Source organism: Pseudomonas sp. P4795, from assembly GCF_048822895.1.
Taxonomy (GTDB): domain Bacteria; phylum Pseudomonadota; class Gammaproteobacteria; order Pseudomonadales; family Pseudomonadaceae; genus Aquipseudomonas.
On sequence record NZ_JBMFBT010000014.1, the window covers coordinates 20937 to 47855 of the forward strand.

Consider the following 26919-nt stretch of genomic DNA (forward strand, 5'->3'; position numbering starts at 1 on the left):
TGTTCTAAAACACGACCGAGAATATAAAACGGGTGTGATGGAGTGCCCATCAGACGATTCTTAGAGTCCAGGCTGGATTCGGATAGTTGCGTAATCTCAAGAGGCCGATCACGCTACTGGGTGTATTTCGCAGAACCATTAGTTGAAAACATTGGTTTCCAGGCAATACGTCAGCAGATCCTGGTCACTGCAAACATCCAGCTTGCGCATGGCCGCAATCTTCTGGGTGCTGATGGTTTTGGTACTTCTATTAAGGCTGCGGGCAATCGTGGTGACGCTCTGCCCGGCGACAAACATGCGCAAGATTTCGAATTCCTTGGGCGACAGCCGCGACAGTCTTTCATCCAGCGCGACATTCGGTTCCATCACGCACGTCGGCGTCGGCTTGGCGCTGTTGAACGGGCGACCTTGCGCCACAGCCATCAACGCTAATTGAATTTCGTCATGCAACTGGCTTTTTTGAATGACTCCTACGACGCCCAACTCATACAGGCGCGTCAGGATCAACGGGCTGGAGATCATGGTCAGTACCAGGACTTTCACATCAGAGAAATGCCTGAGCAGGTATTCCACCAGTTTCAATCCATCACCGTAAGGCGAGTCGGCGGGCATGTTGAAGTCGGTGATAACCAGGTCGACCGCTTGACGCTTGAGCAGCTCGATCAGCTCGTTCGAGCAAACCGCTTCACCCACGACGCGAAATCGCTCATCGCGCTCTATCAGCTCACGTACGCCCAGTAATACGATGGGGTGATCATCGGCGATCACGACGTTGAGTTTTGCCATGTTCGGCGTTCCCTGTTTATTGTTGAATGCATACGGATTACGCCAACGCGTCGAGCATTGCTGCCAGTCGCTCCAGCATAGCGCTGATCTCTGTAGCCAAGGCCGGAGTGAGAGGGTGACCATCGAGGCGGCTCTCAAGGTTGATGCACGCGTCTGCCAGGCTGCCGGCCTGCACGGCGCCCAAAGCTCCGGCCATGCCATGCAGATGTTGGCCAAGTGCCGCCGCGTCGTTCTCTTGAAGTGCTGCCGTGACCTTGTCGATGTCCTGCTGCATGGTGCTGAAAAACAAGACACGCATTTTTGCTGACAACTGCGGCTGATCAAAGCCTGGCTTGACGTGCGTGGGCCTGTGAGGATCGGCCGCCGGCGAAGTTTCGGCGACTTTGCAATGTTTGAGCAGTTGCGTTCGCAGTGTCTGCAGGTTCAATGGCTTGACCAGCCACGCATTCATGCCGACCGTCGCACAACGTTCGCCTTCATCGCGCAGGGCATTGGCGGTGATGCCGATAATCGGCAGATCGGCGTCGTTCTCGCGCAGCGCTATGGCGAGTTCATAGCCATTCATCACCGGCATGTTTACGTCCGTCAGCACCATGTCGAACAAGCCTGGCAGCCATTGGTGCAGGGCTTGTTCGCCATCGGCGGTGGCGACTACCGTGCAACCGAGCGCTTCCAGTTGTTCTTTGATGATCGCCCGATTGATCGGGTTGTCTTCGGCAATCAGGATATTCAGATCCAGCCGCCGGGCTTGCTCCGTGAGCGCAGTGCGGCTGTGCTCGCCCACGCCTTGTTGCGCGAAGCTGACCGCCCAAGCCATCGCCCGGATATCGTGCGCATCGACCGACCAGCCCTCGGCGGTGTACTCCGCCGGGTTGGCCCCGGCGCTAGTGGCAATCACGCGTGCGCCGCTCCATGCGGTTTGCGCGGACGGCAGCACATCCAGCAACAGCGCTGAAGTGCCGGGCAGTGGTTTTGCGTCCGGGCCGAGGATGCGTGCTTCCTGCCCCAATCGGCTGAACCAGTTGCACACATGTTGCGCCAGTTCCGGTGCCGGTGCCTGTACGTAAAGCGGCGGCGCATCAGGTGCGAATTCGGGGCAATCGCTCAACTGACCTTGTGCGCAAGCGAGATGCAATTGCAGCGAGAAGCTGCTGCCCAGTCCGGGTTCGCTGACCACTTTGAATTGCCCGGACATCAGCTCGCACAGCCACCAGCAAATGGCCAGGCCGAGGCCGGCACCGCCTTCGCTTGAGGCATCGCGGACCTGATAGAACGGGTCGAACAATTGGCTTTGCTGGGCCTGGGAAATACCGATGCCTGAATCGCTGACCTGCCATTGCAGATTGGCGCCACCGGCGTGGAGGTCCAGTAGCCGCAGTCGCAAGACCACGCGGCCGTTGTCGGTGAACTTAATGGCATTGCTCAGCAGATTATTCAGAATCTGCCGGATGCGCAGCGGATCGCCCTGCACCCGGTCCGGTATCGACGAATCAATGCACGCATAAAGCTGTAAACCTTTGGCCTCGGCGAACGCACTGTAGGTGCGCAACGTGTCTTCGGTCAGCTCCAGCGGACAGAAGTCCTGAGCCTCGATGGTCATCTGACCGGATTCGATTTTCGACACGTCGAGCACGTCGCTGATCAGTTGAAAAAGGGTGGCAGAAGAGCGCTGAATGGTGCGCAAGTATTCCTGTTGACGCGGCCCCAGATCGGTCAGACCCAGCAGTTCGAGCGTGCCCAGTACACCGTAAAGCGGCGTACGGATTTCATGGCTCATGGTCGCGAGAAAGCGCGTTTTCGCCTCGTTCGCCGAGTCGGCTGCACGCAAGGCTTGCTCCAGTGCTGCGGCATCATCGATGTGCCGGGTGACGTCATGAAATGCGCAGATCCACACATCTTCGCCATGGTAGCGAGCGCCGACCACTCCCACATGCAGATGCCGACCGTCAATTTCCAGGTCGGTCTGGCCGGGGCTGGTCAATGGGTGTTTCTGGTCGAGAGCGGCGATCAGTTGGTCGCTTGGTTGCCACTCTTGAATGCGCTGGTTTTCCAGCAGTACCTGATGATCACTGCAACGCACCACACACAGCCCGGTGGGCGCAGCGTCGATCACCGCGCGGCTGAATGCCTGGCTTTCGGCAATGCTCCGGTGCGCTTGATGGGCTGGCAGCACCACGCGGATTTTGTACCAGCGGTTGAAGGCCAGGCCGCCGGCGATACTGGCAAGCATCAACGTCAAGACGCCGAGCAACGGCCGCCACGCGTAGTCAATGAAGCTCTTGAAGCCGATGACGTACACGGCGGTCCAGCGTTGCGGGCCGGCACTGGAAATCTTGAACACCAGACCATCGAGGCGCACGTGCAGCCCCTCGCTCAACGCACGGTCGAGCTGCCCGCTGCCGATCAACAGGCTGCCGTTGGGCGCGGTCAGGCTGAAGCTGTCGTAAATCGACCACTTCATGATGCGCTCGATGTCGTTAATCTGGTTCAGGTTCATCAGCGACGCCACGACCACCCATGCACTGGCGCCGTCGATGGCCAATTGCGCCGCCGGTAATGCGATGTTGACGTAACCCAGAACCGTAGGCGGTTGGGCGTCATTCGATGCAGAGCCATAACGTATCCAGTGGACTTGACTGTCCAGCGGACTGGAGTTGGAGGCATGCAGTCGTTCCCGCACCTGCTTCATCACAGGCTGGAACTCGCCGCCCTGGATCTGACCGGCACCGCGCAACTGGCCCACCGCTGGTACGGTGATATCAAAGTTGTTCGGCATGTTGAACAGGAATACCTGAGGCGACTGATAATGCGATGCCGACCAGAATGCGCTGTAGTAACTGGCCAGGTGCGCACCCAATGCAAAGACCTTGTGTCGTTCACTGCGATGAATCGATAGCGGATTGATGTTCACGCTGAAGGGCAGGGAGAGTGGCAGCTCCTGACCTTTGAAGATTTCCTGTCCTTCTGCGGGTAGCGCTTGTTCCACAGTCATGCGCAACTGATAAGTATCAAGCGGCAAGCCTTTGGCACTTTGAGTGGCGAGCGCACTGAGAAAGACTTCCTGTTCCTCGATGTTTTCCATCAGACGCGCAAAGTGAAAGCGCACCGTGTCTCGCTGTTCCTCAATCATGCGATTGAGGCCCCAGGCAGTCAGGCCGACCAGTATCGATGCGAGGCCGCACAGAACCACCAGACCCTTGTTCATCCGTAGTGAGCTGCTGGTCAGTTTCTGCAAAAGCGCGTTGGCGTGCGTCATTGGGCAGGTCTGCTGGAACTGCGTCTATAGACTGTGGGCACCATCACCTCCGATGAAAACACCATTGTACGCAAGGGGTCAGTCAGCAACAGCCGGGCCGTCCTGAATCAGCAACTGCTGAAACACGGAAGACGACACCGCGTGCGAAATAAGGAATCCCTGTACCTGAGTGCAGTTGATTTTACGCAACAGGGCCAGTTCTCGTGCGGTTTCGACGCCTTCTGCCACCACCGTCAGGCCAAGCTGAAGGCCGAGTGCGACGATACTGGTGAGCGCTTGGGCCAGTTCCTCGTTTTCGCTGCAGCCGTGCACCAGCGCCCGATCGATTTTCAGTTCGGTAAGCGGCGTCGAGACCAGGTTCATGTACGAACTGTAGCCCTGACCGAAGTCGTCCTGCGACAGACCGAACCCCTTCATCCGCAACCGGCATGCACCCGCGTAGAAATTGCTGATCTCATCGGGCATCGAACATTCCATCAGCTCAAAGCAGATCATCGCCGGAACGCCGTGCTGCGCAATGACAAAATCGAGAATGCGGTCAGCCAGATCCGGGCTGTTCAGCAGGTGCGTAGGCAGGTTGATGGATACGGGAATCGCATAGCCTTTCGCGCCCCACAACTTTTGTGCCTTGATCGTTTGCGAGAGGATTTGCCAGAGCAGGGATTCTTCCAGGTCGAACGCCTTGACCGCCGGCAGAAAAGTTCCGGGTAACAGTACGCCGTGCTCGTGATGTATCCAGCGCACCAATGCCTCAGCGGCAACGATCCGGCCATTGGCAAGCGACTTTTTTGGCTGAAACCATGCCTGCAATTGACCATTGTCCAGTGCGGCGAGAATGCCCGGGCGATCGATTTTCGGACCGGCCTGAGGCCGGGGCGCGATAGCCTGGCGCAGATTGCCCAATTGGTCCGTGAGGGTGCGCAAGGCGTGGCTCTTGACCGGTTTGGAAATCAGACCGATGACGCGCACGCCCAGATTGCGCGCGGCGAGGCTGGCGCTGGTCAACATCCGACGTGACGCGACACTCATGATTGCCAGCGCGGGCCGTGAGCCCGAAGCTGCCAGCCCCTGAATGAACTGCACGCCGTCCATGCCCGGCATGAGTAAATCCGTCAACACCAGATCGAAGTCACGGCGTTTCAGACAGTCCAGTGCCGCGCTGCCTTCCTCAGCAAATGCCAGGTCGAAGTCGCCGAGTTCACTGAACAGATTTTGCAGATACAGTTGCTGGAATGGATGATCTTCAACGATCAGGATGCTAAGTGGTTTCATTGGGGATTCTTTCGTAGGGCGCCAGTTGGTTGTGCAGAGCCTGCAACGTGAAAGGTTTAACCAGACAATCGTCCATCCCAGCCGCCAGGCAGAGGGCTTCCTCGCCGCGCATGGCGTTGGCAGTTGCACCAATGATCGGCACCTTGCAGCCCAGACGACGTAACTCGCGAGCCAATTCGTAGCCGTTTTTTTTCGGCATGTTGACGTCGCTCAACACAACATCGAAGCGTCCCGCGTGCCACATCGCCAAGGCTTCCTCGCCGTTGCCGGCCAGCTCCGCCGTGCACCCCAATTCGTGCAGTTGGTCATGCAGGATCAATTGGTTGATCACGTTGTCCTCTGCCACCAGCACATGCAGATGCAGTTTTTTCATATGCAGTTGGGGATTGACCGTGTCCGGTTCGATGGCAGGCAACCCTAGGGCGCGGCCGAGCGCTTGCCGAATGGCATTCAAGTGATTGATGTTGACTGCCCAACCGCCCGAGCCGGGTTGCGGTTCGTTCAAGCCATCACCGGTGGCCAACACCAACGGTCCTGACCATTCAGGGACCAGACGCTTGTCAAAGCGACCGGGATGCAGTTCGAGCAATACGGCTTGCTGGTTTTTCATGCCGGGTGATGGCCGTTCCAACTGAGGGCGAGCACCCCAGCGGCGTAGCCAGCCGCTGATGGCTTCGGCCAGTTCGCGAATGGGCGAGACGACGAAAATCACCTTCGACGGCAATGCAGGCAAACCGTTCGGCAGGGCCGGCTGCGCGGGTTGTTCCAGCGAAAGATCCAGAGAAAAACTGCTGCCGAGTCCGGGTTCGCTGACCACGCGGATGCTTCCGTTCATCAAGTGGGTCAGACGCTGGCAGATCGGCAACCCCAGTCCAGTTCCAGCGATCACGTTAGTGTGGCCACGCGACTGATAGAAGGGTTCGAAGATTTGCGCCTGGTCTTCCTCGGTAATGCCTTTGCCGGTATCCGAAACCTGCCACAACAGGTTGGTGCGTTCACCATCCCGACCCAGCACGCTCACACGCAGGACGATGCGACCGGCATCGGTGAATTTCAGCGCATTGTTCAGCAGGTTGTAGAGAATCTGCCGGATGCGCGACACATCGCCGATCACCCGCTCCGGCGACTTCGCATCAATCACGGCGTACAAATCCAGACCTTTGCCATGAGCAGCTGCGGCGTATCCCTGAATCACCTCATGGACGAGCTCAAGCACGCTGAACTCCGTCAGTTCCAGCGCCAGTTGTCCGGCTTCGATTTTCGACACGTCGAGCACATCGCAAATCAATTGCAACAGCGTTGCGGAAGACCCTTCAATGGTGCGCAGATAGTCGGTCTGCTGCGCATTCAGTTCGGTTCGGGCGAGTAACTCCAGGGTGCCCAGCACGCCATACAGCGGCGTGCGTATTTCATGGCTCATGGTGGCCAGGAACAGGGTTTTCGCTTCATTTGCGGCATCGGCTATTTGCCGCGCCTGATCCAGCGCTTCTTCAATCTGAGTGCGCGTGCTGATGTCGCTGAAGGCGCAGAGCAACACGTCTTCGCCCTTGTAACGAGTGGGCGCGCAGCTCAGGTACAGGTGGCGTCCGTCGGCGGCTTCGAAGTAATCGGTGACTTGCGGATTCATCTCGTCGAACGCCTGGTAGATCCAGCGCCGGCTAAGACGCTCACGCTCATCCTCACCACTTGGGCCCAGCCATTGCTGTGACAAGGTATTTTCCAGCACCACCTGGCCGTTGGCCCGACGCAATACGCACAGCGCAACCGGTGCGGTCTGGATCACGTCGCTGCTGAACAGTTCGCTTTCGACCAGCGCCTGAATGCGACTGATGGTGGGCGTAATAAAGCGGTATTCAAGGCGTCGAATCACAACCCACATCATGCTGATGCTGAACAGGCAAAACAGCAGGGCGCCACCCACTCGCGGCCACAGCGCGATCAGCACATCCTGTAAATCGATCGAGTAAACCAACTGCCAGTCGGAAAACTTCAGTTGTTTGCGCATCACCAGATTTTCGGGCAGCCAGTTTCTGCCGACAAAGCCAAAGAAATTCTGCCGCTGCATTTGCATGAGATTGCGACACAGCTGTACAGGTTGGCTGTTGCTGAACACCAACATTCCGTTGGGGTGAAACATCATGAACTGCCCGGCGCTTTGATCATCCAGCGCGTGCGAGACTTCGCGGCCATCCATCTCAAGGCCCAGCCAGCCGGAGTCGAGGTCCTGCGCATCGAGCCGGATGAACATGTAAAGCTGCGAATGGCTGGGCGATTGTTCGGTCAACCACAGTTCGTCCATTGCATTGCTGTTGTCGCGTTTCAACGCCTGCAAGCGATCGAGCATCGCCTGAGGGAAATCAGCGCGTATCGGTGTGGCCGTATAAAGCCTTTTCACCTGAAGGTCGTTGCCACTGCTGACGTACAGCAGATTGACCTGCTTGCTGGTCAGGTATTGCCGGATCCGCTCGGTAAGCCAGATGCTCCATTGCTTACCGCTCGTGGTGCCGAGCAGCAAACGGACTTCTTCCGGCGAGACGTGCTGTTTCAAACCATCGGACTGGCGGATGGCCGATAGGCTCAGGCTCTCGAGCAGCGCCTCGCGCGTGGTGAAAAACGTGTGGGCTTCAGCGATCGCACTGCTCATAAGGCTGCGCCTGCGCGACACTTCGGCGTTGAACGTCAGCAGCAAAAAACTGTAGACACCGCTCAGAATGCCGACAAGCAAAACCACACCGAAGATCCGCAACAATCGTCGCGCAGCGTTTGGTGTAGAGAGGAGGGGATTGATCTGGTGAAGGTAGTTCTTCAGTTTCATCTGGCTACCCTAATGAGGGTAGGTTTGGATGTGTATCAGACGATTCCTAAAGTGCTGGAGCCAGTTCATTTAGGAATCGTCTTATAGCTCTGGCCAATTGTTCGTATGTAATGTGGGTAAAAGGCCGGAGGTGTTGTGTATATGAAAAGCATTGTGTCTGTAAATAAGTGTAGGGGGTCGTATCAAACAATCATAAAGTTGTTGGTGGCTTTAAATTTTTCAATCATAGCTGGTCAGGCCAATGCGGGTTGCGTTCTTTCTATCGGTTCCGCGGCGCAAATAAGCTATTTTATACCCCAAACTATTGCGATACCCGCTGATACGCCAGTTGGGACTCTTCTCCATACAACGGAATCTTCAACATCAGCTCATGTGAGAGTTAAATGTACGGGTGCTTATAATAAAGGTTTGAAAGGGGAGCGAGGTGCAGTGGCAAATAACGGAATACTCCCTTTCGGCGAGTCAGGGCTTGGGTATAAACTTTATTCCGCTGTAATTCCGGCGAGTGGGAATAATGATGGCGTTTATCCCGAGCGAACTGTTGGTGAGGATTTGGGAACCAAGAATCCTTTTATTCTCGAAATCTACAAGATTGGCCCGATCAAAGGCTCTATAATTCCCGCAGGGGCGTTCGCGAGCTTCTATGGTGATTCGGTGAAAATGTATACCGCGAGTCTCGCCAGTGATGTTTATATCAATCAGAGCAGCTGCGAAGTACCCGACGTGACAGTGCAGATGGGTAATCAGCTGGCGTCCGATTTTACCGGCATTGGCGTGACCGTAGCTGCAAGAGATTTCTATATCGACTTGGTACGCTGTGGCTCAGGTATCAACAAAGTTACCTACATGCTGGATGGCGCTGACGGAAATTATTCTGCTGATCAAGGTATTATAAAACTGGATCCGCAAAGTGTTTCCGGTGTAGGCGTGCAAATCAAGCGTGACGGCCATCCCGTTTCATTGGGGGCGTGGCTTACCGATTTTATCAAGCCGCAAATGGGCAGTAACCGGTACAGCTTTTCAGCATCTTATTATCAAGTAGGCAAGAGCGTTTCGATTGGACCAGCGAATGCCTCGCTTAGAATAACGGTTAAATACTTATAGTGATCGTCTCTGATACTTGCAAGGCGTCGGTCTTGTAAGCCGGAATTATTGGTTGGAGTATTTTGGTTGAAAACCTCGCATTGCATAATCGGAATCTTGCTGATTACGACGCTATTGCTGTTGATTGAAATACCGATCGACACTTGGCTGACGTCGGCAACCCTGAGCCTGACACTTGGGGCCAGCGCACTGGTTTACATGGCAGCTTCCTGTCTGCTAGCCAGTCGCTGGGGTGTTATCGAAAGCCTGTTCGGCGGCCTGGATCGCGTCTATGAGGCACACAAGTGGCTAGGTATATGGGCTCTGGTATTCGCCACGTATCATTTTGTATTCAAGGCGGATCTGGATGTCTGGCACAGCGCCTCTATCCTGGAATTTCCCCGATACTGGACGCGACTGGTCCGCCAATTAAGCTATGTCGCATTGGGTCTGATAGTGCTACTGGCGCTGAACCGTCATATTCCTTACAGCCTGTGGCGATGGTGGCACAAACTCTCCGGCCCATTGTTCCTGCTCGTGATCTTGCATTGGCTCAGTTTCAGATCGCCGATCACCTTACTCAGTCCTTCGGGCATCTGGTTGACGCTGTTCTGCGCACTGGGTGTGCTCGCCGCCCTCTACAAGCTGGTGCTCTATCCATTTGTTGCCCGTGCGGGCGAGTATCGAGTGACAGCCGTGCATAGAGAAAAAGATGCGCTGCATTTGACACTGCAGCCGACTCATAAAGGTTTCGAATTCAAAGCCGGGCAGTTCGCTTTTCTGGCAATGCAGGAAAAGGGCCTACGCGAGCCGCACCCCTTCACGATAGCGAGCGCCAACGGTGCGGATGGGCAGATTGCGTTCATCATCAGAGGGCTGGGGGATTACACGAAAAAGCTCTGCGAATGCGCCACGGTCGGAATGCGCGCCACCGTCTATGCCCCTTACGGACGTTTTAAGCGAGCCTCTCAGGCCGAGCGGGAAATCTGGGTCGGCGCAGGTGTGGGTATTTCGCCTTTCATTTCCTGGTTGCAGGACCCAGACGGCAAAGACTTCGAAAAAGCGACGCTGGTCTATTGCTTCGCACCCGCGCGCGCCTTCCCTGCGCCCGAGGAGCTGCAAGTCATGACCGAGAGGCGTGGGGCGCAATTCGTGCGCAACGTCGGTGGTATCGAACAGCTAGCTGAAACCATCGGTCAGGCGGTGACTCAAACCGAACCGCGCAAAATCCACATCAGTTTTTGCGGTCCCAAAGGCTTGCTGACCAAGGTGCACGAGCTGATGGATACCAACCGGATCCCGAAAGCCAATCTGCACTTCGAAGCTTTCGAGTTCCGTTGATTTGCAGGGCTGGCGCTTGTAACGCTACATCGAGCTCCCCGCGGAGCTCGCGATTGATGAATTCCGGGCAAACCCCAGAAACGACAAAGCCCTGAATAATCAGGGCTTTGTCGGTACAAATATGGCGGAGGCGATGGGATTCGAACTCATGGACCTGTTACAGTCGACGGTTTTCAAGACCGTTGCCTTAAACCACTCGGCCACACCTCCGTTGCGTTGCGGGCGCCATAATACCTGAATGAAACACACTGTCAAACTCTCTGCATGGCTTGTTACAGAGCGTCTGTTATGATCTTTGCGACTGAACGTTTCAAACCAACAGGAGTGTCGCCATGCGCGAACAGGATTACGCAGTTAATAACAGCGTGCAGGCTGAGCAGCTAGAGGTTAGCCGCGTCCTGCGCAACACTTATGGCCTTCTGGCGCTGACGCTTGCATTCAGCGGCGTGATGGCTTTCGTGGCTCAGCAGATGCGTGTTGGCTACCCGAACATTTTCGTGGTGCTGATCGGCTTCTACGGGCTGTTCTTCCTCACTAACAAACTCCGCGATTCCGCGTGGGGCCTGGTGTCGGCGTTTGCCCTGACCGGTTTCATGGGTTTCCTGCTCGGCCCGATCCTCAACCGTTACCTGGGCATGCAGGGCGGCGCTGAAGTGGTCAGCTCCGCGTTCGCGATGACCGCACTGGTATTCGGTGGTCTGTCGGCGTACGTGCTGATTACCCGCAAGGATATGAGCTTCCTCGGTGGCTTCATCACCGCCGGTTTCTTCGTCCTGCTGGGCGCAACCCTGGCGAGCTTCTTCTTCCAGGTCAGCGGTCTGCAACTGGCGATCAGCGCCGGTTTCGTGCTGTTCTCGTCGGTGTGCATTCTGTTCCAGACCAGCGCGATCATCCACGGTGGCGAGCGCAACTACATCATGGCGACCATCAGCCTGTATGTATCGATCTACAACCTGTTTGTCAGCCTGTTGCAGATCTTCGGCATCATGAGCCGCGACGACTGATAGCAAGACTCGTAATAACGAAAAACCCGCCTCGGCGGGTTTTTTGTTGCCTGCGATAAAGGCTAATTGATGATGATGCTGCCATCGGCATTCTGTTTGTAGATCGTGTAAGGCAGCAGCAACGTGTCGAGCACCCCGGACGCTGCTGCGTCGAAGAACACGGCGGGGGTGGCGTTGTTGAAGTTGAACGTATCCACGGGTTGGGGGCGCTCGGCGTGCAGCAGGCAGAAGTCGTAGGTCAGACCGCTGTAGATCCGGGGCACTGCGCCGCAGTAGGTTTTTTTCTCTTTCAGATCGTCGACCGCAGTTTGATCGCTGCGCACCACGGTCTGCACGGTCCCGCAACCGGCAAGCATCATCGCCGCCAGCGTCACTGCCTGAATTCTCATGCCGCCAATCCTTCGCCGGAAAAGTCTCAATCTACGCCGAGCGAGCCGAAAAAGCATCTATGCCATCGGTGGCAACCGGCGTTTGACCGGGGTCTTCTTGACGATCGCAGTGTTGGTTTCAGCCAGCGTGTTAAGGCGATCCAGCAGAGTATCCAGTTGTTCCATCGAGCGCACATGCAGGCGCGCGATGAAGCAGTCTTCTCCGGTCACCTTGTCGCACTCGGTGAACTCGGGAATCGACTGGATCTGCCGCTCGACTTCCTGCAATTGCCCCGGCAGCGGTCGCACCCGAACGATGGCCTGCAACTGATAACCGAAGCACTTCGGGTCGATCTCAACGGTGTAGCCCTTGAGCACGCCGCGCTCCTCCAGCCGGCGCAGGCGCTCGGCCACGCTTGGCGAAGACAATCCGCTGATCTGCGCCAGTGCCTTGAGTGAGCGTCGCGAGTCTTCCATCAGGGCGCCGATAAGAAGCTGATCTATATCGTCAGTCATACAAAACTCCAGCATTAGGCAATCACGGAAAATCACCCGCGATAAAAAAGGCAAAAACCGAGTTTAGCCTGCTTTATGCGCTGGAGCAGCCCCGTGGCCGCTTGGCATACTTTTGCCATAACCACAGGAGACTGATGATGGACAAAACCCTCCGGCGCGGCTCGTTCGAGATGACCGCCGCCATGCTGATTTCCGGCACCATTGGCTGGTTCGTGCTGATGTCCGGGCAACCGGTTCTGGACGTAGTGTTCTGGCGCTGCGTGTTCGGCGCCGGCACTTTGCTGTTGATCTGCGCCGCGTTCGGCTTTCTAAAACCAGGCATTCTGACCCGCACCACGTTCCTGCTGGCAGTCATCAGCGGCGTGGCGATTGTCGGCAACTGGGTGCTGCTGTTCGCCTCGTATTCGCGGGCGTCGATTGCCATCGGAACGGCGGTGTACAACGTGCAGCCGTTCATGTTGGTGGGATTGGCGGCGCTGTTTCTCGGCGAGAAAATCACCGTGCAGAAACTGTTGTGGCTGGCGGTTTCGTTCCTCGGCATGTTGGCGATTGTCAGCGCCCATGGCGGGCAGGGCGAAAGCGGCAGCGATTACCTGATCGGAATCGCGCTGGCGCTCGGCGCTGCGTTGCTCTACGCCATCGCCGCGTTGATCATCAAGCGCTTGACCGGCACGCCGCCGCATCTGATCGCGCTGATTCAGGTGTGCACCGGGATCTTGTTGCTCGCGCCGTTCGCACACTTTTCTGCGCTGCCACAAGCACCCAGTGCCTGGGCCAGTCTGCTGACACTGGGCATCGTTCACACCGGTTTGATGTATGTGCTGTTGTACGGCGCAATTCAGAAGTTGCCGACCGCATTGACCGGCGCACTGTCTTTCATCTATCCGATTGCGGCGATTTTCGTCGACTGGTTCGCCTTCGGCCATCGCCTGCAACCGCTGCAATGGCTCGGCGTGGCGGCGATTCTGCTGGCCGCGGCCGGCATGCAACAGGGCTGGGGATTGAGAGCGCGGCGCTTGGCGGCGCAGTGACCTCATATGTCCTTGAACACCGATTTAAACAAGCCTTTGAGCTGCAGATTGCCGGCATCCACCAGATGGTTGTCGTCAAAGTACAAAGGCACGCCATCCTTCGATCCCATGCAATTGCCCTCAGGGCAAAGATTCGCAGTCGGGTCCAGCACCTGAGCGTTGCAGCGTTTCGCCGCTACGGCGATGGCGTTGTTGGCAATGCTGTTGCGCCGTTCATAGTCGAGCAACGGGACCGAAATGTCCGAAGCATCGCCAAAGATGCGCTGATGCAGATTCAGCCCCTTGAAGACGCTGAACGGCATCTCCGGAATCGGCCTGACGATATACACCGGGTGATTTTCGGCAATCGCACAAACGGTTGCGGCGTACTCGGCGACGTACGCCTCACTGAAGGAAGCGTGCTGATCCGGGAAGCGAATCCGGTAGCTATTGCCGCGGCTTGGATCTGCATACAACGCCGCCCGGCTGAACAGCACCACTGGAACACCCGCGTATGAATCCTTGAGGATTTGCAGTTTTTCGTGATTGAACGCACGGCATTGGCCTTCGAGCTGTTTGTCGCGCATTTGAAAGTTCTGCAACGTCGGGCAACCGCCACGGGCCCAGGACAACGCTGCGTTCGGGTTATCCAGCTGCACGGCGGCGGCGGTGGATTGCGCATGGCTGTCGCCAAACAGAATCACCGATACCTCGCCCGCACCGAGCTTGCAATCGGCTGCGGCGTAGGCGTTGGGGTAGCACTCTTGCGTATAGAGCTTGCTGGTGTACTCCGGTTGCCCGAGGTCAACAAAGGCAAAGCGCAGATCCGGATGCGCCTTGACCAGCGAGGCCGTCGTGGCCGACAGCACAACCACCCCGACCACGGCCCCTGCAAACTTGAACAGCGTGCCGCGTGCCGAACTGATTGGCTTTACTCTGGATTCAACCAGGTAATACGACACGCCACCCAGCGCGAAGGAAATGATCAGCGCGCCGAGCAAGTGCGGCCAGCTATCGAGCAGGCCACAGGTATAGAGAAACACCACCAGCGGCCAATGCCACAGATACACCGAATAGGAAATAGTGCCGGTGAATTGCAGCGCCTTGTTATTACTGAAGACCGACTGCGTATTTGCGTAGATCACCAGCACCGTGCCGAGTACCGGCAACAGGGCAAGGTAACCCGGCCACAGATCCTGCTCTGAAAAACACAGCACACTCGCCAGAATCGCCAGCAGCCCCAAACCTTCACAGATCGAGCCGTTGCGCTTGCTGATATGCAGCGGGAACAAAAACACCAGTCCGCCCGCAAGCAATTCCCAGGCCCGGGTCGGCAGCATATAGAAGGCAAAAACCGGATCTGAACGGGTGACGACAACTGACGCAGCAAGAGACACCACCGCCAGCACCAGCAGAACGTAGCGGGTCTTTTGCGGGCTAAACAGTTTGTACAGCATCATCAGCAGCAGGGGATACAGCACATAGAACTGCCACTCCACCGACAACGACCACGTATGCAACAACCAGTTTTCCTGCAACGGCGCGTCGAAGTAGCTGCCACCCTCGGCGAACATGAAGTTGGAGCTGAACAGCAGGCTGCTTTTGATCGACCTAATGACTTCGCGAAAATCATCCAGCGGCAGGAACACGAAACCAAACAGCAACAAGGCCACACACAGCACCAGCAGTGCGGGAATGATTCGCCGCGCTCTGGAGGCATAGAACCCCAGAATCGAAAAACGCTGCTGCTCCAGTCCCTTGCAGATGATGCCGGTCATCAGGAAACCGGAGATCACAAAGAACACGTCAACACCGGCAAATCCGCCGCCGAACCCGGTGATGCCGAAGTGGTAAAGCACCACCGAGAGTACGGCGAGTGCGCGCGAGGCGTTGATGTTCGTCCTGAATTGCATTTGGCGTCCGTGTCACATCCATGGGGGGACGCATTGTAGAGATGATGTCGAGTTTGTTACACCGAAAAATCCCCCTCAGATATTCCAGCGCGGCGCCGTCTTCGCCAGACGTTGGCGCATCTCGCCGATATTCGCCGCCAGTTGTCGGGTCAACAGACGGTAGCCGTCAAGCGCGCTGTAGACCGGTGCATCAAGGCTGGCGTCCGGCAACTCTACGGGACGTGCCAGACGCTGGGCCGAGCCGGTTTTCAGCGACCGGGCCATACCGATCAGTTGCACACGAATCTGTCGATGTTCAGCCTTCAGCGCCGATTGCAGATGCGCCATCGCCTCGGGGTCACTCGCATCCGGCCGAGTATTGCCGAGGATCTCCAAGGTACTGATGCACATGCGCAAGTTGCGCTGGATCGCATCCAGTTCGGTCATGGAAACCTTCACTTCCTTGGACACCGACGGCATCAGCGAACGCAGTTGCACCATCACCGTGTTGAGTTTGCCCATCAGTTTCAGGTGTTCATCGGCCGTCACCGGTTGGCCGCTGATGATCCGTCCGTAGACGGTGGCGCAGTCGCGCAATGCGTCAGCCAGGTTGTAACGCCACGAATACACGGCGTACAGCGGCAGGGCGAAGGAAAATGCCAGCGCCAAGGCGATGCCGATCAGGATGTCGACCCCGCGCCATAGTCCGTCGGTGATCGGGTTGTCGCCGTGGCCCGCGACGATGAATACGGTAATCGCCGACAACAGGGCCGTGTAACCACCCTTGCCGATGGCGTGATAGGAGAAGAAACCGCAGACCACCGCCATCGCAAAATAGGTCAGCCACGGCATGCCCAGCCACGCTTCCTGCGCAACCAGCAACAACCCGACACCAGCACCGATCAACGTGCCAATGGCGCGTTCTGCAGCTTTTTTGCCGATGTTGCCGTGATGCTGCAAACCGCCGATCACCACCAGCATCGTCACCGACGCCCACTCGCCGTGGGGCAGGTTGATGCCGGTGGTCAGCAGGATCGTCGCCAGCAACCCCAACGCCACCCGCACCGCGTGGATCAGCCGCGCATGTCGATAGCGGCGATACGGGTCCAGTACAGGACGCAGAATCCGCCGCAGAAACGGCGGCCAACGGTGCGGGCTGAACGTGCTCAGTGTCGGTCTCCTCAGAAGATGTAGTCGGTGGTCAGGAAGCTTGAATCACGGCCGCGAATGATCTCGCTGATCAGATCCTTGTTGCTGTCCTGGAACTTGGTCGCCACCAGCGTGCGGATCGAAAACACCCGCAATGCATCGTGTACCGACAGCGTGCCTTCGGCGGAGTTCTTGCGACCATTGAACGGATAAGTGTCCGGGCCACGCTGGCATTGGGCATTGAGGTTGATCCGTCCAACCTGATTGGCAAACGTATCGACCAGTCGGCCGACCGCCACCGGGTTGGTACCGAAGATGCTCAGTTGCTGGCCGAAGTCCGATTCGAGCACGTAATCGATCACGGTATCGAGGTGACGGTACGGCACGATCGGTACGACCGGGCCGAACTGTTCTTCCTGATACACGCGCATCTGCGGCGTCACCGGGTACAGCACTGCCGGGTAGAAAAACGACTCCCGGGATTCGCCGCCATTCGGGTTGACCACCTGCGCGCCCTTGCTTTGCGCGTCAGCCACCAGACCGTGCAGATAATCGACCTTGCTCGCTTCCGGCAATGGCGTCAGCGACACACCGCTGTCCCACGGCATACCCGGTTTCAGGGTGGCGAGTTTGGCGTTGAATTTCTCGATGAAGCTGTCGACCACGTCTTCATGCACAAACAGGATTTTCAACGCGGTGCAGCGCTGGCCATTGAACGACAGCGAACCGGTGACTGCTTCGCTGACTGCGTTGTCCAGATCAACCTCAGGCAGAACGATGCCGGGATTCTTCGCGTCCAGGCCCAGAGCAGCACGCAAGCGGTGTGGTTTCGGATGCAGTTTTTTCAGGTCGCTGGCGGCTTTGTTGGTGCCGATGAAGGCGAAGATGTCGATCTTGCCGCTGGCCATCAGCGCGCTGACTGTCTCGCGGCCGCTGCCGTAGATCACGTTGATCACGCCGGTGGGGAAGCTGTCGCGAAAGGCTTCGAGCAACGGACGAATCAGCAACACGCCGAGCTTGGCCGGTTTGAACACCACGGTGTTGCCCATGATCAGCGCCGGAATCAGCGTGGTGAAGGTTTCGTTCAGCGGATAGTTGTAAGGCCCCATGCACAGCGCCACGCCGAGCGGCACGCGGCGGATCTGCCCGAGCGTGTCCTGTTCCAGTTCGAAACGGCTGGAGCGGCGGTCGAGTTCTTTCAGCGCATTGATGGTGTCGACGATGTAATCGCAGGTGCGGTCGAACTCTTTTTCCGAGTCCTTGAGGTTCTTGCCGATTTCCCACATCAGCAACTTCACCACGGCGTCGCGCTGTTCACGCATGCGGCGCAAGAAGGCTTCAACGTGCTGGATGCGCTCGGCCACGCGCATGGTCGGCCACAGGCCCTGGCCACGGTCATAGGCGCGCACGGCGGCATCGAGGGCGGTGAGGGCGGTCTCGGCATCGAGCAGCGGCGTACTGCCGAGGATCACTTGTTCGTCGCCGTTTTCGCCCTTCAAATAAACCGGGCTGCGCACCGTCGCGAGCGGGCCGTCCCAGCGGCGCAACTGGCCGTCGACCAGGTATTCGCGTTGCTCGACTTGCCCCTCGAGGCGGTATTTTTCCGGGATGTCGCTGACAGCAGGGAACAGGTTCTCAAGGATGTGTGCTGTGGCCATGTCGCTACCCCATAGAGTTTGTCGGCGTGCCGATCGGAAAAGTCTGTACAGGTTATACGCCTGAATGCGCGGAAATTTAAACCCGCAAATGTCACGCGAATGTCACGCAAAGGCGCAGAACAGAGGCGATTGGCTGGCCCCGGAAGTCCCCATCAATGGCCCGCAATGCCCGCAGCGTCTGGCTTATGGTTGAACTCGCAGGAATCACAACAATAAAAGGCATTCCACGCGAGGATCACGATGCGGGCACCCCGACTGACTTTATTGATAGCGCTGTGCATGGCGCTGGCCGGTTGTGGCGACGACCCCAAACCACCAGCCACCGCCAGCAATGGCATGCCGGCCGATCCAGTCCTGGCACAGATTTACGCCAACAGCTGCCAACTGTGCCACGCCAACCCTGCCGCCAACGCGCCACTCACCGGCGATCGCAAAGCCTGGGAACCACGCGTGCAGCAAGGCGCCGACACGCTGCTCGACCACGCCATCAACGGCTACAACGGCATGCCGCCGATGGGCCAGTGCGTCGAGTGTTCGGAAGATCAGTTTCTGCAGTTGATCGGCTTCATGGCCGATCAGCCGCTGCCACGCTAAGGGGGCGCGCATGACGATGGATCTGACACGGCGTCAGTTGTTGCAACGGGCAAGCATTGTCGGTGCGTTCAGTGCGCTGGCATCGAGCCCGGCGTTGGGCCAGTTGCTGCGCGCGCCTCGGTTGATTCCGTGGCGCAACTGGTCGGGCGGGCAGAGCTGTCAGCCAGCCGCGCGCCTGGCGCCGAAGAATCTTGACGAATTGACCTCGGTTATCCAGCAGGCGCCGGGCAAGATCCGCCCGGTCGGCTCGGCGCATTCCTTCAGCGCGCTGGTGCCCACCGACGGCACGTTGCTGTCGCTGAGTTACTTCAACGGCTTGCTTGATCACGATCCGAAAACCCTGCAAGCCGAATTCGCCGCCGGCACCCCGATGTCGCGCATGGGCGTGCCGCTGAAAGAGGCCGGCCAGGCCCTGCAAAATATGGCGGACATTGACTATCAAACCCTCGCCGGAGCGATTGCCACCTCAACCCACGGTACCGGCAAAACCTTCCAGTCCTACTCGGCCCACGTCTGCGGCATGCAACTGGTGACCGCCAGCGGCGAAGTGCTCGACTGCGACAGCCAACGCCATCCCGAAGTGTTCACTGCTGCTCGCGTCTCCCTCGGCGCGCTGGGCGTAGCAACGAAAATCCGCCTGCAAAACCGCCCGGCCTATCGCCTGCGCGAAACCCAGTGGATCGCCAAGACCGAAGAACTCCTCGAAGACCTCGACAAGCACACCCGCGAAAATCAGCACTGGGAAATGCTCGTCGTCACCCATTCCGACTACGCGCTGTCCATCGCCCTCAACGAAACCAGTGATCCGCCCACATCGCCGATCAGTCCCGAGGAGGAGGGCGGCAACGCGTTCGTAACGCTGATCGAAAAGATCGACAAGTACGCCAGTGATTTCCCGGATCTGCGCCGCACGCTGCTCAATAACCTGCGCCATCTCGCCAGTTTCGATGACCGGGTTGGTGACTCGTTCGACATCTACGCCAACGTGCGCACCGTGCGCTTCAACGAGATGGAATATTCGGTGCCGGCCGAATACGGTCCGGCCTGTCTGCGCGAAATCCTCAAGCTGATTCAGGACAAGGATCTGCGCACCTGGTTTCCCATCGAGTACCGCTACGTCGCGGCCGACGATATTCCGCTGAGCATGTTCGAGGGCCGCGACAGCTGTTCGATCTCGGTGCACCAGCACTACCAGATGGATCACCACAACTTCTTCGCCGCCGTCGAGCCGATTTTCTGGAAATACAACGGCCGCCCGCACTGGGGCAAGTTGCACACGCTCAATGCGCGGACGTTGCAGACGCTGTATCCGCGCTGGCAGGAATTCATTCAGGTTCGACAAGCGCTGGACCCGAGCGGCAAATTTCTTAATGCACATCTGTCGTCGATTCTGGGGGTGAGCTGATGGCGGTCAATCGACGCAATTTTCTGCTCGGCACATTGGGTGTTAGCGCGTTGCTGATGGGAGTTGGCGCGTGGCTGCGGCCGGGGGATCGCGGCGCACCATACAGCGAATATTTCCGCGCGCTGAATCGCGAGCTCAAGGCCAACGGCCCGATGCGCCCGGTGTTACTGATTGATCTTGATCGCCTCGATCACAACGTTGACGTGGTGGTGGAGTCGGTCAAACGCAGCGGCAAACATCTGCGGCTGGTGGAGAAATCCCTGCCGGCGCCGGGGCTGCTGAGTTACATCGCTCAGCGCGTCGGCACGCAGCGGCTGATGTCGTTTCATCAGCCGTTTCTCAATCACGATGCTTTGACGTTTCCGCAGTCCGATATTCTGCTCGGCAAACCGCTGCCGGTGCGTTCGGCCGAGCTGTTCTATCAGACGCACAAAGGTCAGTTCGATCCGGCCAAACAGCTGCAATGGCTGCTCGACGGCCCTGAGCGCCTGCAACAATACCTCGACTTGGCGCGAGGCTTGGGCACGCGGATGCGCATCAACATCGAACTGGACGTTGGCTTGCATCGCGGCGGCGTCAGTGACTTGAATGTGCTCGGGCAGATGCTTACCTTGATCGCCGCCAATCCGCAGCACCTGCAGTTCGCCGGGTTCATGGGCTACGACCCGTTCGTGGGCATGGGTGTGCCGGGGATTCTCGGTTCGCCTGAAGAGTTGTTCGCCAAGGTGATGGTGATTTACCAGCGCTGCGTCGACTTCACCCGCCAGCAATTCCCCGCGTTGTGGCATGACGGTTTGACTCTGAATACGGCCGGCAGCCCCAGCTATCGCATGCATGAAAATGAACGTCTGAGCACCGAAGTTTCGGTCGGCACTGCGATGCTCAAACCGACTCACTATGACCTGCCGTCGCTGGTCGATCACGTGCCCGCCGCCTATATCGCCACACCCGTGCTGAAAAGCACCGGCGCGGTGAACATCCCAGCACTGGATGACAAGTCGAAACTGTTCTCGTGGTGGGACGCCAACCAGCGCCAGACCTTTTTCATCTATGGCGGCAACTGGATGGCCGAGTTCGAATCGCCGCGCGGATTGCAGAGCAACGGCGTGTATGGCCGCAGCTCGAATCAGGAAATGGTCAACGGCTCGAATGCCGTGGGCCTGAGCATCGAAGATCAAGTGTTCCTGCGCCCGACCCAGACCGAAGCTGTCCTCCTGCAGTTCGGGGACTTACTGGCCGTGCGCGGCGGCAAGATCGTCGATACCTGGCCCGTATATTCCTGAAGATCAAAAGATCGCAGCCTGCGGCAGCTCCTACAGGGTGTACACCAGCCCATGTAGGAGCTGCCGAAGGCTGCGATCTTTTGATCTTGCTGTCCCCTCCCAAAAAATCCCCACATGAAGCTTTCATGACAAAAGTTCGGTAGCACATAGCCAGTCCGGTCATGCCTATGTAACGCGCTTGAGGGGCCTTTCGGGGCGCTTTTCACAAGCCGAGGCGGGACGCCGGGAGTGAGGCAATGGGGACTATGGAACGCTACTCGAAAGTGGGCATGCAGGAACTCGATCAACGCTTGTCGAAGATCGTCGAAGCCGCGCGCAAGAAGCCGGTTTCGGTGTATCGCTACGGCGCGCCGTGGGTCTGGATCGTGTCGCAGGATGACTGGCAGGGCGCCTTGAAAGAGGTCTCCAGCTACATTCCGCCCGGCCATTCGCTGGTGCTGCTGCGCCCGCAGATCGACGATTTGCTCGACGCCCATCGCGAGCTCCTGCACGACCTCAATGCCCAACCCGGCATGCTCATCCCCGCGCAAACGGTCATGCACATCCTGCTCCTGCAACTGCTGTATTCGGTGCCCAGCGAACAGCAGCTCTACGAACAGCTGAACTACAACCTGCTGTTCCGCTGGTTCGTCGGCCTCGGCCTGAACCAGAAAGTCTGGAGCTTCAACGTCCTCAGTCGCGACATCGCCACGCTACTCAACAACCCGCGTGCGGTGCAGCTCATCCAGAAAATCATCGGCGAAGTGTTCTGCGGTGCCTTGCTGCAAATGCCCGAGTTCTCCTTGAACTTCGCGCTGTTGCACACCTGGCTCGGCAAGCATGTCTGCGCCTCGACAGCCAGCAATTGATGACGCGGCGCTTGAGCGCCAACAGATCCAAGGGAATTTCAGGGGGTAGTGTGGAACAGATTTTCACGTCACGGCTGGCGCTGTGGGGCTGGTTGCTGGTGACGGCGGGCGCGCAGCCGGCGCTCGCCGAAGAGGTCGCCGAAAGCGCGGCCGCGCAGCGTCTGGTCGACGTCAACGAATACTTCGTACGCGGCAACACCGTGCTCGATGCGCGGGCGATTGAAGAGGCGGTGTACCCGTTTCTCGGCCCGCAAAAAGCCCTGACCGATATCGAAGGCGCGCGTGATGCGTTGCAGAAGGTCTATCAGGAACGCGGCTATCAATCGGTGTTCGTCGAATTGCCGGAGCAAGCGGTCGCTGACGGCATCGTCTATCTGCAAGTCAGCGAAACCAAGGTCGGCCGGGTGCGCGTGGTCGGCGCCAAACACTATTCGCCGCTGGACATCCGCGACAACGTACCGGCGCTGAAAGAAGGCGAGGTGCCGGACTTCGCCAAGGTCCAGGGCGAACTCGCGCAATTGAACAAAACCCCGGGCCGGCAAGTCATGCCGCTGGTGCGCGAAGGTCAGCGCCCCGGCACCATGGACGTGGATTTGCAGGTCGAAGACCAGAACCCCTGGACCGCCAGCGTCGGCCTCAACAACGACTACAGCGCCGACACCGAAAAGCTCCGTGCCGTCACCAGCCTCGGCTACAACAACCTCTGGCAGCTCGGTCACAGCATTTCCCTGACCTACTTCACTGCGCCCGAAGACACCAGCAATGCCAAAGTCTGGTCCGGTTCCTACACCGCGCCGCTGACCGATCGCTGGAGCGTGCAGTTCTCCGGTTATCAGTCCGACAGCAACGTCGCCACCATCGGCGGCAGCAACGTGCTCGGCAAGGGCCATTCCTACGGGGTGTCGGCGATCTACACGCTGCCGTCCAGTGGCAACTGGTCAAACTCGCTGTCGGCCGGCATCGACTTCAAGGATTTCGACGAGCGCCTGACCCTGTCCGGCGAGAGCGACAAAGTCCCGCTGCAATACGCGCCATTCACCTTCGCCTACAACGGCTATCGCTACACCGAAAAGAGCCAGCTCGGCCTCGGCCTGAGTCTGGTTGCGGCCACGCGCAGCATCTTCGGTTACGGCAGCTCCGACGAAGATTTCGACTACAAACGCTACCGCGCCAACCCGAGCTTTGCCGTGCTCAAGGGCGATACCAACTTCACCTGGACCTTCAACAACGACTGGCAGAGCGCGAGCAAAGCCGCGTTTCAACTGGCATCCGGTCCATTGGTTTCCAACGAACAGTTCTCTGCCGGCGGCGCGACTTCGGTACGCGGCTATCTGGCCGCCGAACGCACCGCTGATGACGGCTACTTGCTCAGCCAGGAACTGCGCACTCCATCGCTGGCCAAGTACGCCGGCACCTGGGTGCAGGACTGGCGCTTCTACGCCTTCGCCGAAGGCGCGCAGCTGTATCTGCGCGACGAACTGCCTGATCAGGACGCCAATTACGCCCTGGCCAGCGTCGGCCTCGGCACCCGCGCCAGCCTGAGCAAATGGCTGTCCGGCAGCCTCGACTGGGGCTACCCGCTACTCGAAGGGCCGAACACCTCGAAACAGGAATCGCGCCTGCACTTCAACCTTCAGGCCACTTTCTAACAAGGAGCACTTTTCATGCAGCGCCTCTTCCTTTCGTTGTTGATCTGCCTGGGCTTCGTGCTCCCGGCCACGGCTCAGGCCTGGTGGCAGGACGACTGGCATTACCGCAAACAGATCGCCCTCGACACCACGCCACAAGGTGCGGCGATCAATCAGGCGCTGGGCCGCACCGCGCTGCTGGTGCGCCTGCACACCGGCAACTTCACCTTCGACGGCGTGAAGGAGGACGGCTCGGATCTGCGCTTCGTCAGCGCCGACGATAAAACCGTGCTCAACCACCAGATCGAAAGCTTCGACGCGCTGATGGGCATGGCGCTGATCTGGGTCGATGTGCCGAATGTCGAGGGCAGTCAGCGTCAGGACATCTGGATGTACTACGGCAATCAGAAGGCCCCGGCCACTGGCAACGGTCAACTGACGTTCGACCCGAATTACACCGCGCTCTATCACTTCGACGGCGCCACCGGCACCCCGGCCAAAGACACCACCGCCTATGGCAACACCGCGCAAAGTGCGACCGGCGCGAGCATCGACGGCGTAGTAGGGCGGGCCTTGCAGTTCAGCGGCCAACCGTTGCTGCTGCCGGCCAGCCCTTCGCTGCAACACAACGCGGGCAGCTCGTTCACCTTCAGCGCCTGGTTGCGCCTCGATCAAGCCAGTGGCGAGCAGTTGATTCTGGCCCGTCGCGAGGGCGCCAACAGTCTGCTGATTGGCGTCAACCAAGGCGTGCCGTTTGTGGAAATCGATGGCCAACGCGCCGTCGCCACGCAACCGCTGAATCCGGGCCAGTGGCAGCATGTTGCGCTGACGGCTGAAGGCTCCAAAGTCACGCTGTTCATCAACGGTCGCGAAGGCGCGACGTTGGCTGTGGCGATGCCCGCGTTCAACTCGGTCATGGCGATCGGCGGGGATCTTTCGGCCAGCGCTTTCCAGCCATTCGCCGGGGCCATCGACGAACTGCGGCTGTCGAAAGTCTCACGTCCGGTACCACTGTTGCTGGCAGACGCCACCTCGCAAGGCGCGGAGTCGAAACTGGTCGCTTACGGCGTCGATGAAGAACAGTCCGGTTTTGGTTTCGGCAGTCTCGGTTTCCTGCTAAACGCGGTGCCAATCGACGCCTGGGTGATCATCGCGGTGCTGGTGCTGATGATGTTCCAGTCGTGGGTGATCATGCTGCGCAAGAACCGCACCCTCGGCCGCGTCACCGCCGCCAACGAACTGTTCCGCGAGCAATTCGCCAAGGTCGGCACGCGTCTGGAAATGTTCGCCGACGACGCGCAACTCGCCCAGCGTTTGCAGCACTCGTCGCTGTGGCGTTTGTATCTGGTGGCGGTAAAAGAGATCCGCACTCGCCGCGAGCAGGGCGCTGATACGTCTTCAGTTTCCGCAGCCACCATCGAAGCCATCCGCTGCTCGATGGACGGCGTGCGTACCCGTGAAAATCAGGCGCTCGGCTCGAAACTTTCGACCCTGTCCAACGCCATCGCCGGCGGTCCGTACATCGGCCTGCTCGGTACGGTGATGGGGATCATGGTGGTGTTCCTCGGCACGGCCATGGCCGGTGACGTCAACATCAACGCCATTGCACCGGGCATGGCCGCCGCCTTGCTCGCCACCGCCATGGGCCTGTTCGTCGCGATCCCCGCGCTGTTTGGCTACAACCGGCTGATCACCCGCAACAAAGAGGTCAGCGCCGACATGCGCGTGTTCGTCGACGAGTTCATCACCCGTCTGGCGGAGATGCATGGCGAGAGCCAGTTCAGTGAAGCGGCGCATCAGCGCGGCCATCACGCCAACGCATCCGTACCGGCCTGAGGAGCACTGACATGGCGTCCGTAAATACCTCCCACGACGACGATGACGATGCACCGGTGGACAGCATCAACATCACGCCACTGGTGGACGTGCTGATGGTGGTGCTGGTGATGTTCATTCTCACCGCCACCGCGCAGGTCTCGGGGATTCAGATCAACCTGCCGAAGGCCAGCGCCTCGGTGTCGCTGTCGGAAGCCAAGACCAAGGCGATTTCGGTCAACGATGGCGGTCAGGTGTTCCTCGACGCTTACCCGGTGACTTTGCCGGAGCTGGAGGAACGCCTGCGCATCGAGAAGGCGCAGAACCCGGACTTCCCGGTGATCGTGCGCGGCGACGCCACGGTGCAGTACCAGAAGGTCATTGAAGTGCTCGACCTGCTGCGCCGGCTCGAACTGTCGCAGGTCGGTCTCGTCACCGGCAAACCGAGCCAGGGCTGACCATGACCGCACAACTGCCAATCGAACCACTGCCGCCGGTGAAGAAGTCGCCGCTGCGCTTTGTGAAGTGGGGCGCTGGCTTGCTGCTCGGCGTGATTGCCGCGTATTTGCTGTGGCAGTGGGCCAACGACATGAGCGGCATCCGCCGTGAAGCGCCGAAGGTGCCAACGATCATTCCGTTGCCGCCACCGCCACCTCCGCCGCCGGAAAAACCGCCGGAGCCGGAAACCCCGGTCGAAGAAAAAATCGTCGAGCCCGAGCCAACGCCCGAGCCGCAAGAGGTCAAGCCCGAGGAAGAAGCACCGCCATCACCAGCAGACGATCTGGCCAACCCGATGCAAATGGACGGCGACGCCCAGAGCGGCAGCGACGCGTTCAACATCGGCGCGGGCAAGGGCGGCGGCATGGCCGGGGCGGGCGGCGGGCGGTTGGGCAACGGCACTTACAGCCAGTTCCTCGCGTTCACGTTCCAGAAGCTGCTGCGCGAAAACCCCGACCTGCGCAACCTCGCGTTTTCGTTGCAGGCCGATGTGTGGCTGAGCAGCGTCGGCGAAATCACCCGCGTCGAGCTGATCAAGTCCAGCGGCAACCCGGAAATCGACACTCAGGTGCTCGCTGCCTTGCGTAACGCGCCGCACCTTAGCGAGCGGCCACCGGCCTCCATCACTTTGCCTGTGCGCATGTCCCTGCAAGGGCGGCGTCCGGGTTAACCGAACTTTTAAAGTTTTGCCATAAGGA

At 58.7% G+C, this 26919-nt stretch carries 21 protein-coding genes and 1 tRNA gene; 12 read left to right on the forward strand and 10 right to left on the reverse strand.

All coding sequences use genetic code 11. The features are described 5' to 3' along the window. Nucleotides 1–138 precede the first annotated feature (138 nt). The 4 genes from ACOI8A_RS26855 to ACOI8A_RS26870 form a co-directional block, all read right to left on the reverse strand. A complete protein-coding gene (locus tag ACOI8A_RS26855) occupies nt 139–786 on the reverse strand; it encodes a response regulator (RefSeq protein WP_420650956.1) in 648 nt (215 codons plus the stop codon). Nucleotides 787–823: 37 nt separating this feature from the next. Further along, the gene (locus ACOI8A_RS26860) at nt 824–4042 is read right to left on the reverse strand and encodes a response regulator (protein WP_420651442.1); all 3219 of its coding nucleotides are present in this window, start codon (nt 4040–4042) and stop codon (nt 824–826) included. 78 nt (nt 4043–4120) lie between these two features. Next, nucleotides 4121–5314 (reverse strand): EAL domain-containing response regulator, encoded by a 1194-nt coding sequence (locus ACOI8A_RS26865; RefSeq protein WP_420657884.1) that lies wholly within the window; start codon nt 5312–5314, stop codon nt 4121–4123. Continuing rightward, a complete protein-coding gene (locus ACOI8A_RS26870; protein ID WP_420651444.1) occupies nt 5301–8129 on the reverse strand; it encodes an ATP-binding protein in 2829 nt (942 codons plus the stop codon). The genes ACOI8A_RS26865 and ACOI8A_RS26870 overlap by 14 nt, the downstream gene beginning before the upstream one ends. Nucleotides 8130–8270: 141 nt before the next feature. Between ACOI8A_RS26870 and ACOI8A_RS26875 the strand changes: the two genes are divergently transcribed. Next, on the forward strand, nt 8271–9233 hold the full coding sequence (locus tag ACOI8A_RS26875) for a fimbrial protein (protein ID WP_420651445.1): 963 nt from the start codon (nt 8271–8273) through the stop codon (nt 9231–9233). Between the two features lie 66 nt (nt 9234–9299). Continuing rightward, nucleotides 9300–10553 (forward strand): ferric reductase-like transmembrane domain-containing protein, encoded by a 1254-nt coding sequence (locus tag ACOI8A_RS26880; protein WP_420651446.1) that lies wholly within the window; start codon nt 9300–9302, stop codon nt 10551–10553. 122 nt (nt 10554–10675) lie between these two features. Here ACOI8A_RS26880 and ACOI8A_RS26885 read toward each other — a convergent pair. After that, nucleotides 10676–10763, reverse strand: a tRNA-Ser gene (locus ACOI8A_RS26885). Nucleotides 10764–10885: 122 nt separating this feature from the next. Between ACOI8A_RS26885 and ACOI8A_RS26890 the strand changes: the two genes are divergently transcribed. Beyond that, nucleotides 10886–11557 carry a Bax inhibitor-1/YccA family protein gene (locus ACOI8A_RS26890; protein ID WP_095118699.1) on the forward strand — a complete coding sequence of 224 codons (672 nt, stop codon included), beginning with the start codon at nt 10886–10888 and terminating at the stop codon, nt 11555–11557. Between the two features lie 62 nt (nt 11558–11619). Here ACOI8A_RS26890 and ACOI8A_RS26895 read toward each other — a convergent pair whose 3' ends face one another. Beyond that, on the reverse strand, nt 11620–11946 hold the full coding sequence (locus tag ACOI8A_RS26895) for a YceK/YidQ family lipoprotein (protein ID WP_420649941.1): 327 nt from the start codon (nt 11944–11946) through the stop codon (nt 11620–11622). 57 nt (nt 11947–12003) lie between these two features. Further along, the gene (locus tag ACOI8A_RS26900; protein WP_420649940.1) at nt 12004–12441 is read right to left on the reverse strand and encodes an Lrp/AsnC family transcriptional regulator; all 438 of its coding nucleotides are present in this window, start codon (nt 12439–12441) and stop codon (nt 12004–12006) included. A gap of 137 nt (nt 12442–12578) precedes the next feature. Between ACOI8A_RS26900 and ACOI8A_RS26905 the strand changes: the two genes are divergently transcribed. Next, nucleotides 12579–13472 (forward strand): DMT family transporter, encoded by an 894-nt coding sequence (locus tag ACOI8A_RS26905; protein ID WP_420649939.1) that lies wholly within the window; start codon nt 12579–12581, stop codon nt 13470–13472. A gap of 2 nt (nt 13473–13474) precedes the next feature. Here ACOI8A_RS26905 and ACOI8A_RS26910 read toward each other — a convergent pair whose 3' ends face one another. From ACOI8A_RS26910 to ACOI8A_RS26920, 3 genes are all read right to left on the reverse strand, one after another. Further along, the gene (locus ACOI8A_RS26910) at nt 13475–15364 is read right to left on the reverse strand and encodes an acyltransferase family protein (RefSeq protein WP_420649938.1); all 1890 of its coding nucleotides are present in this window, start codon (nt 15362–15364) and stop codon (nt 13475–13477) included. 75 nt (nt 15365–15439) lie between these two features. Then, on the reverse strand, nt 15440–16477 hold the full coding sequence (locus ACOI8A_RS26915) for an FUSC family protein (protein ID WP_420649960.1): 1038 nt from the start codon (nt 16475–16477) through the stop codon (nt 15440–15442). Between the two features lie 47 nt (nt 16478–16524). Beyond that, complete coding sequence (locus tag ACOI8A_RS26920) at nt 16525–18150, reverse strand: NADP-dependent glyceraldehyde-3-phosphate dehydrogenase (RefSeq protein WP_420649937.1); 1626 nt, start codon at nt 18148–18150, stop codon at nt 16525–16527. Nucleotides 18151–18390: 240 nt separating this feature from the next. On the opposite strand from ACOI8A_RS26920, the gene ACOI8A_RS26925 reads away from it, so the two are divergent. The 8 genes from ACOI8A_RS26925 to ACOI8A_RS26960 all read left to right on the forward strand — a co-directional run bounded on the left by ACOI8A_RS26925 (nt 18391) and on the right by ACOI8A_RS26960 (nt 26891). After that, nucleotides 18391–18744, forward strand: coding sequence for a c-type cytochrome (locus ACOI8A_RS26925; protein WP_420649936.1), 354 nt, complete (start codon nt 18391–18393; stop codon nt 18742–18744). A gap of 76 nt (nt 18745–18820) precedes the next feature. After that, nucleotides 18821–20149, forward strand: a complete 1329-nt coding sequence (locus tag ACOI8A_RS26930; protein WP_420649959.1) for a D-arabinono-1,4-lactone oxidase — start codon at nt 18821–18823, stop codon at nt 20147–20149. A 74-nt stretch (nt 20150–20223) separates the two neighbouring features. Continuing rightward, nucleotides 20224–21432 (forward strand): DSD1 family PLP-dependent enzyme, encoded by a 1209-nt coding sequence (locus ACOI8A_RS26935; RefSeq protein ID WP_420649958.1) that lies wholly within the window; start codon nt 20224–20226, stop codon nt 21430–21432. 245 nt (nt 21433–21677) lie between these two features. Beyond that, nucleotides 21678–22280, forward strand: a complete 603-nt coding sequence (locus ACOI8A_RS26940; RefSeq protein ID WP_420649957.1) for a transposase — start codon at nt 21678–21680, stop codon at nt 22278–22280. Between the two features lie 50 nt (nt 22281–22330). After that, nucleotides 22331–23929 (forward strand): ShlB/FhaC/HecB family hemolysin secretion/activation protein, encoded by a 1599-nt coding sequence (locus tag ACOI8A_RS26945; RefSeq protein ID WP_420649935.1) that lies wholly within the window; start codon nt 22331–22333, stop codon nt 23927–23929. A 15-nt stretch (nt 23930–23944) separates the two neighbouring features. Further along, the gene (locus ACOI8A_RS26950; protein WP_420649934.1) at nt 23945–25744 is read left to right on the forward strand and encodes a DUF2341 domain-containing protein; all 1800 of its coding nucleotides are present in this window, start codon (nt 23945–23947) and stop codon (nt 25742–25744) included. An 11-nt stretch (nt 25745–25755) separates the two neighbouring features. Further along, the gene (locus ACOI8A_RS26955) at nt 25756–26181 is read left to right on the forward strand and encodes an ExbD/TolR family protein (protein WP_420649933.1); all 426 of its coding nucleotides are present in this window, start codon (nt 25756–25758) and stop codon (nt 26179–26181) included. A 2-nt stretch (nt 26182–26183) separates the two neighbouring features. Further along, on the forward strand, nt 26184–26891 hold the full coding sequence (locus ACOI8A_RS26960) for an energy transducer TonB family protein (RefSeq protein ID WP_420649932.1): 708 nt from the start codon (nt 26184–26186) through the stop codon (nt 26889–26891). Nucleotides 26892–26919: the final 28 nt, after the last annotated feature.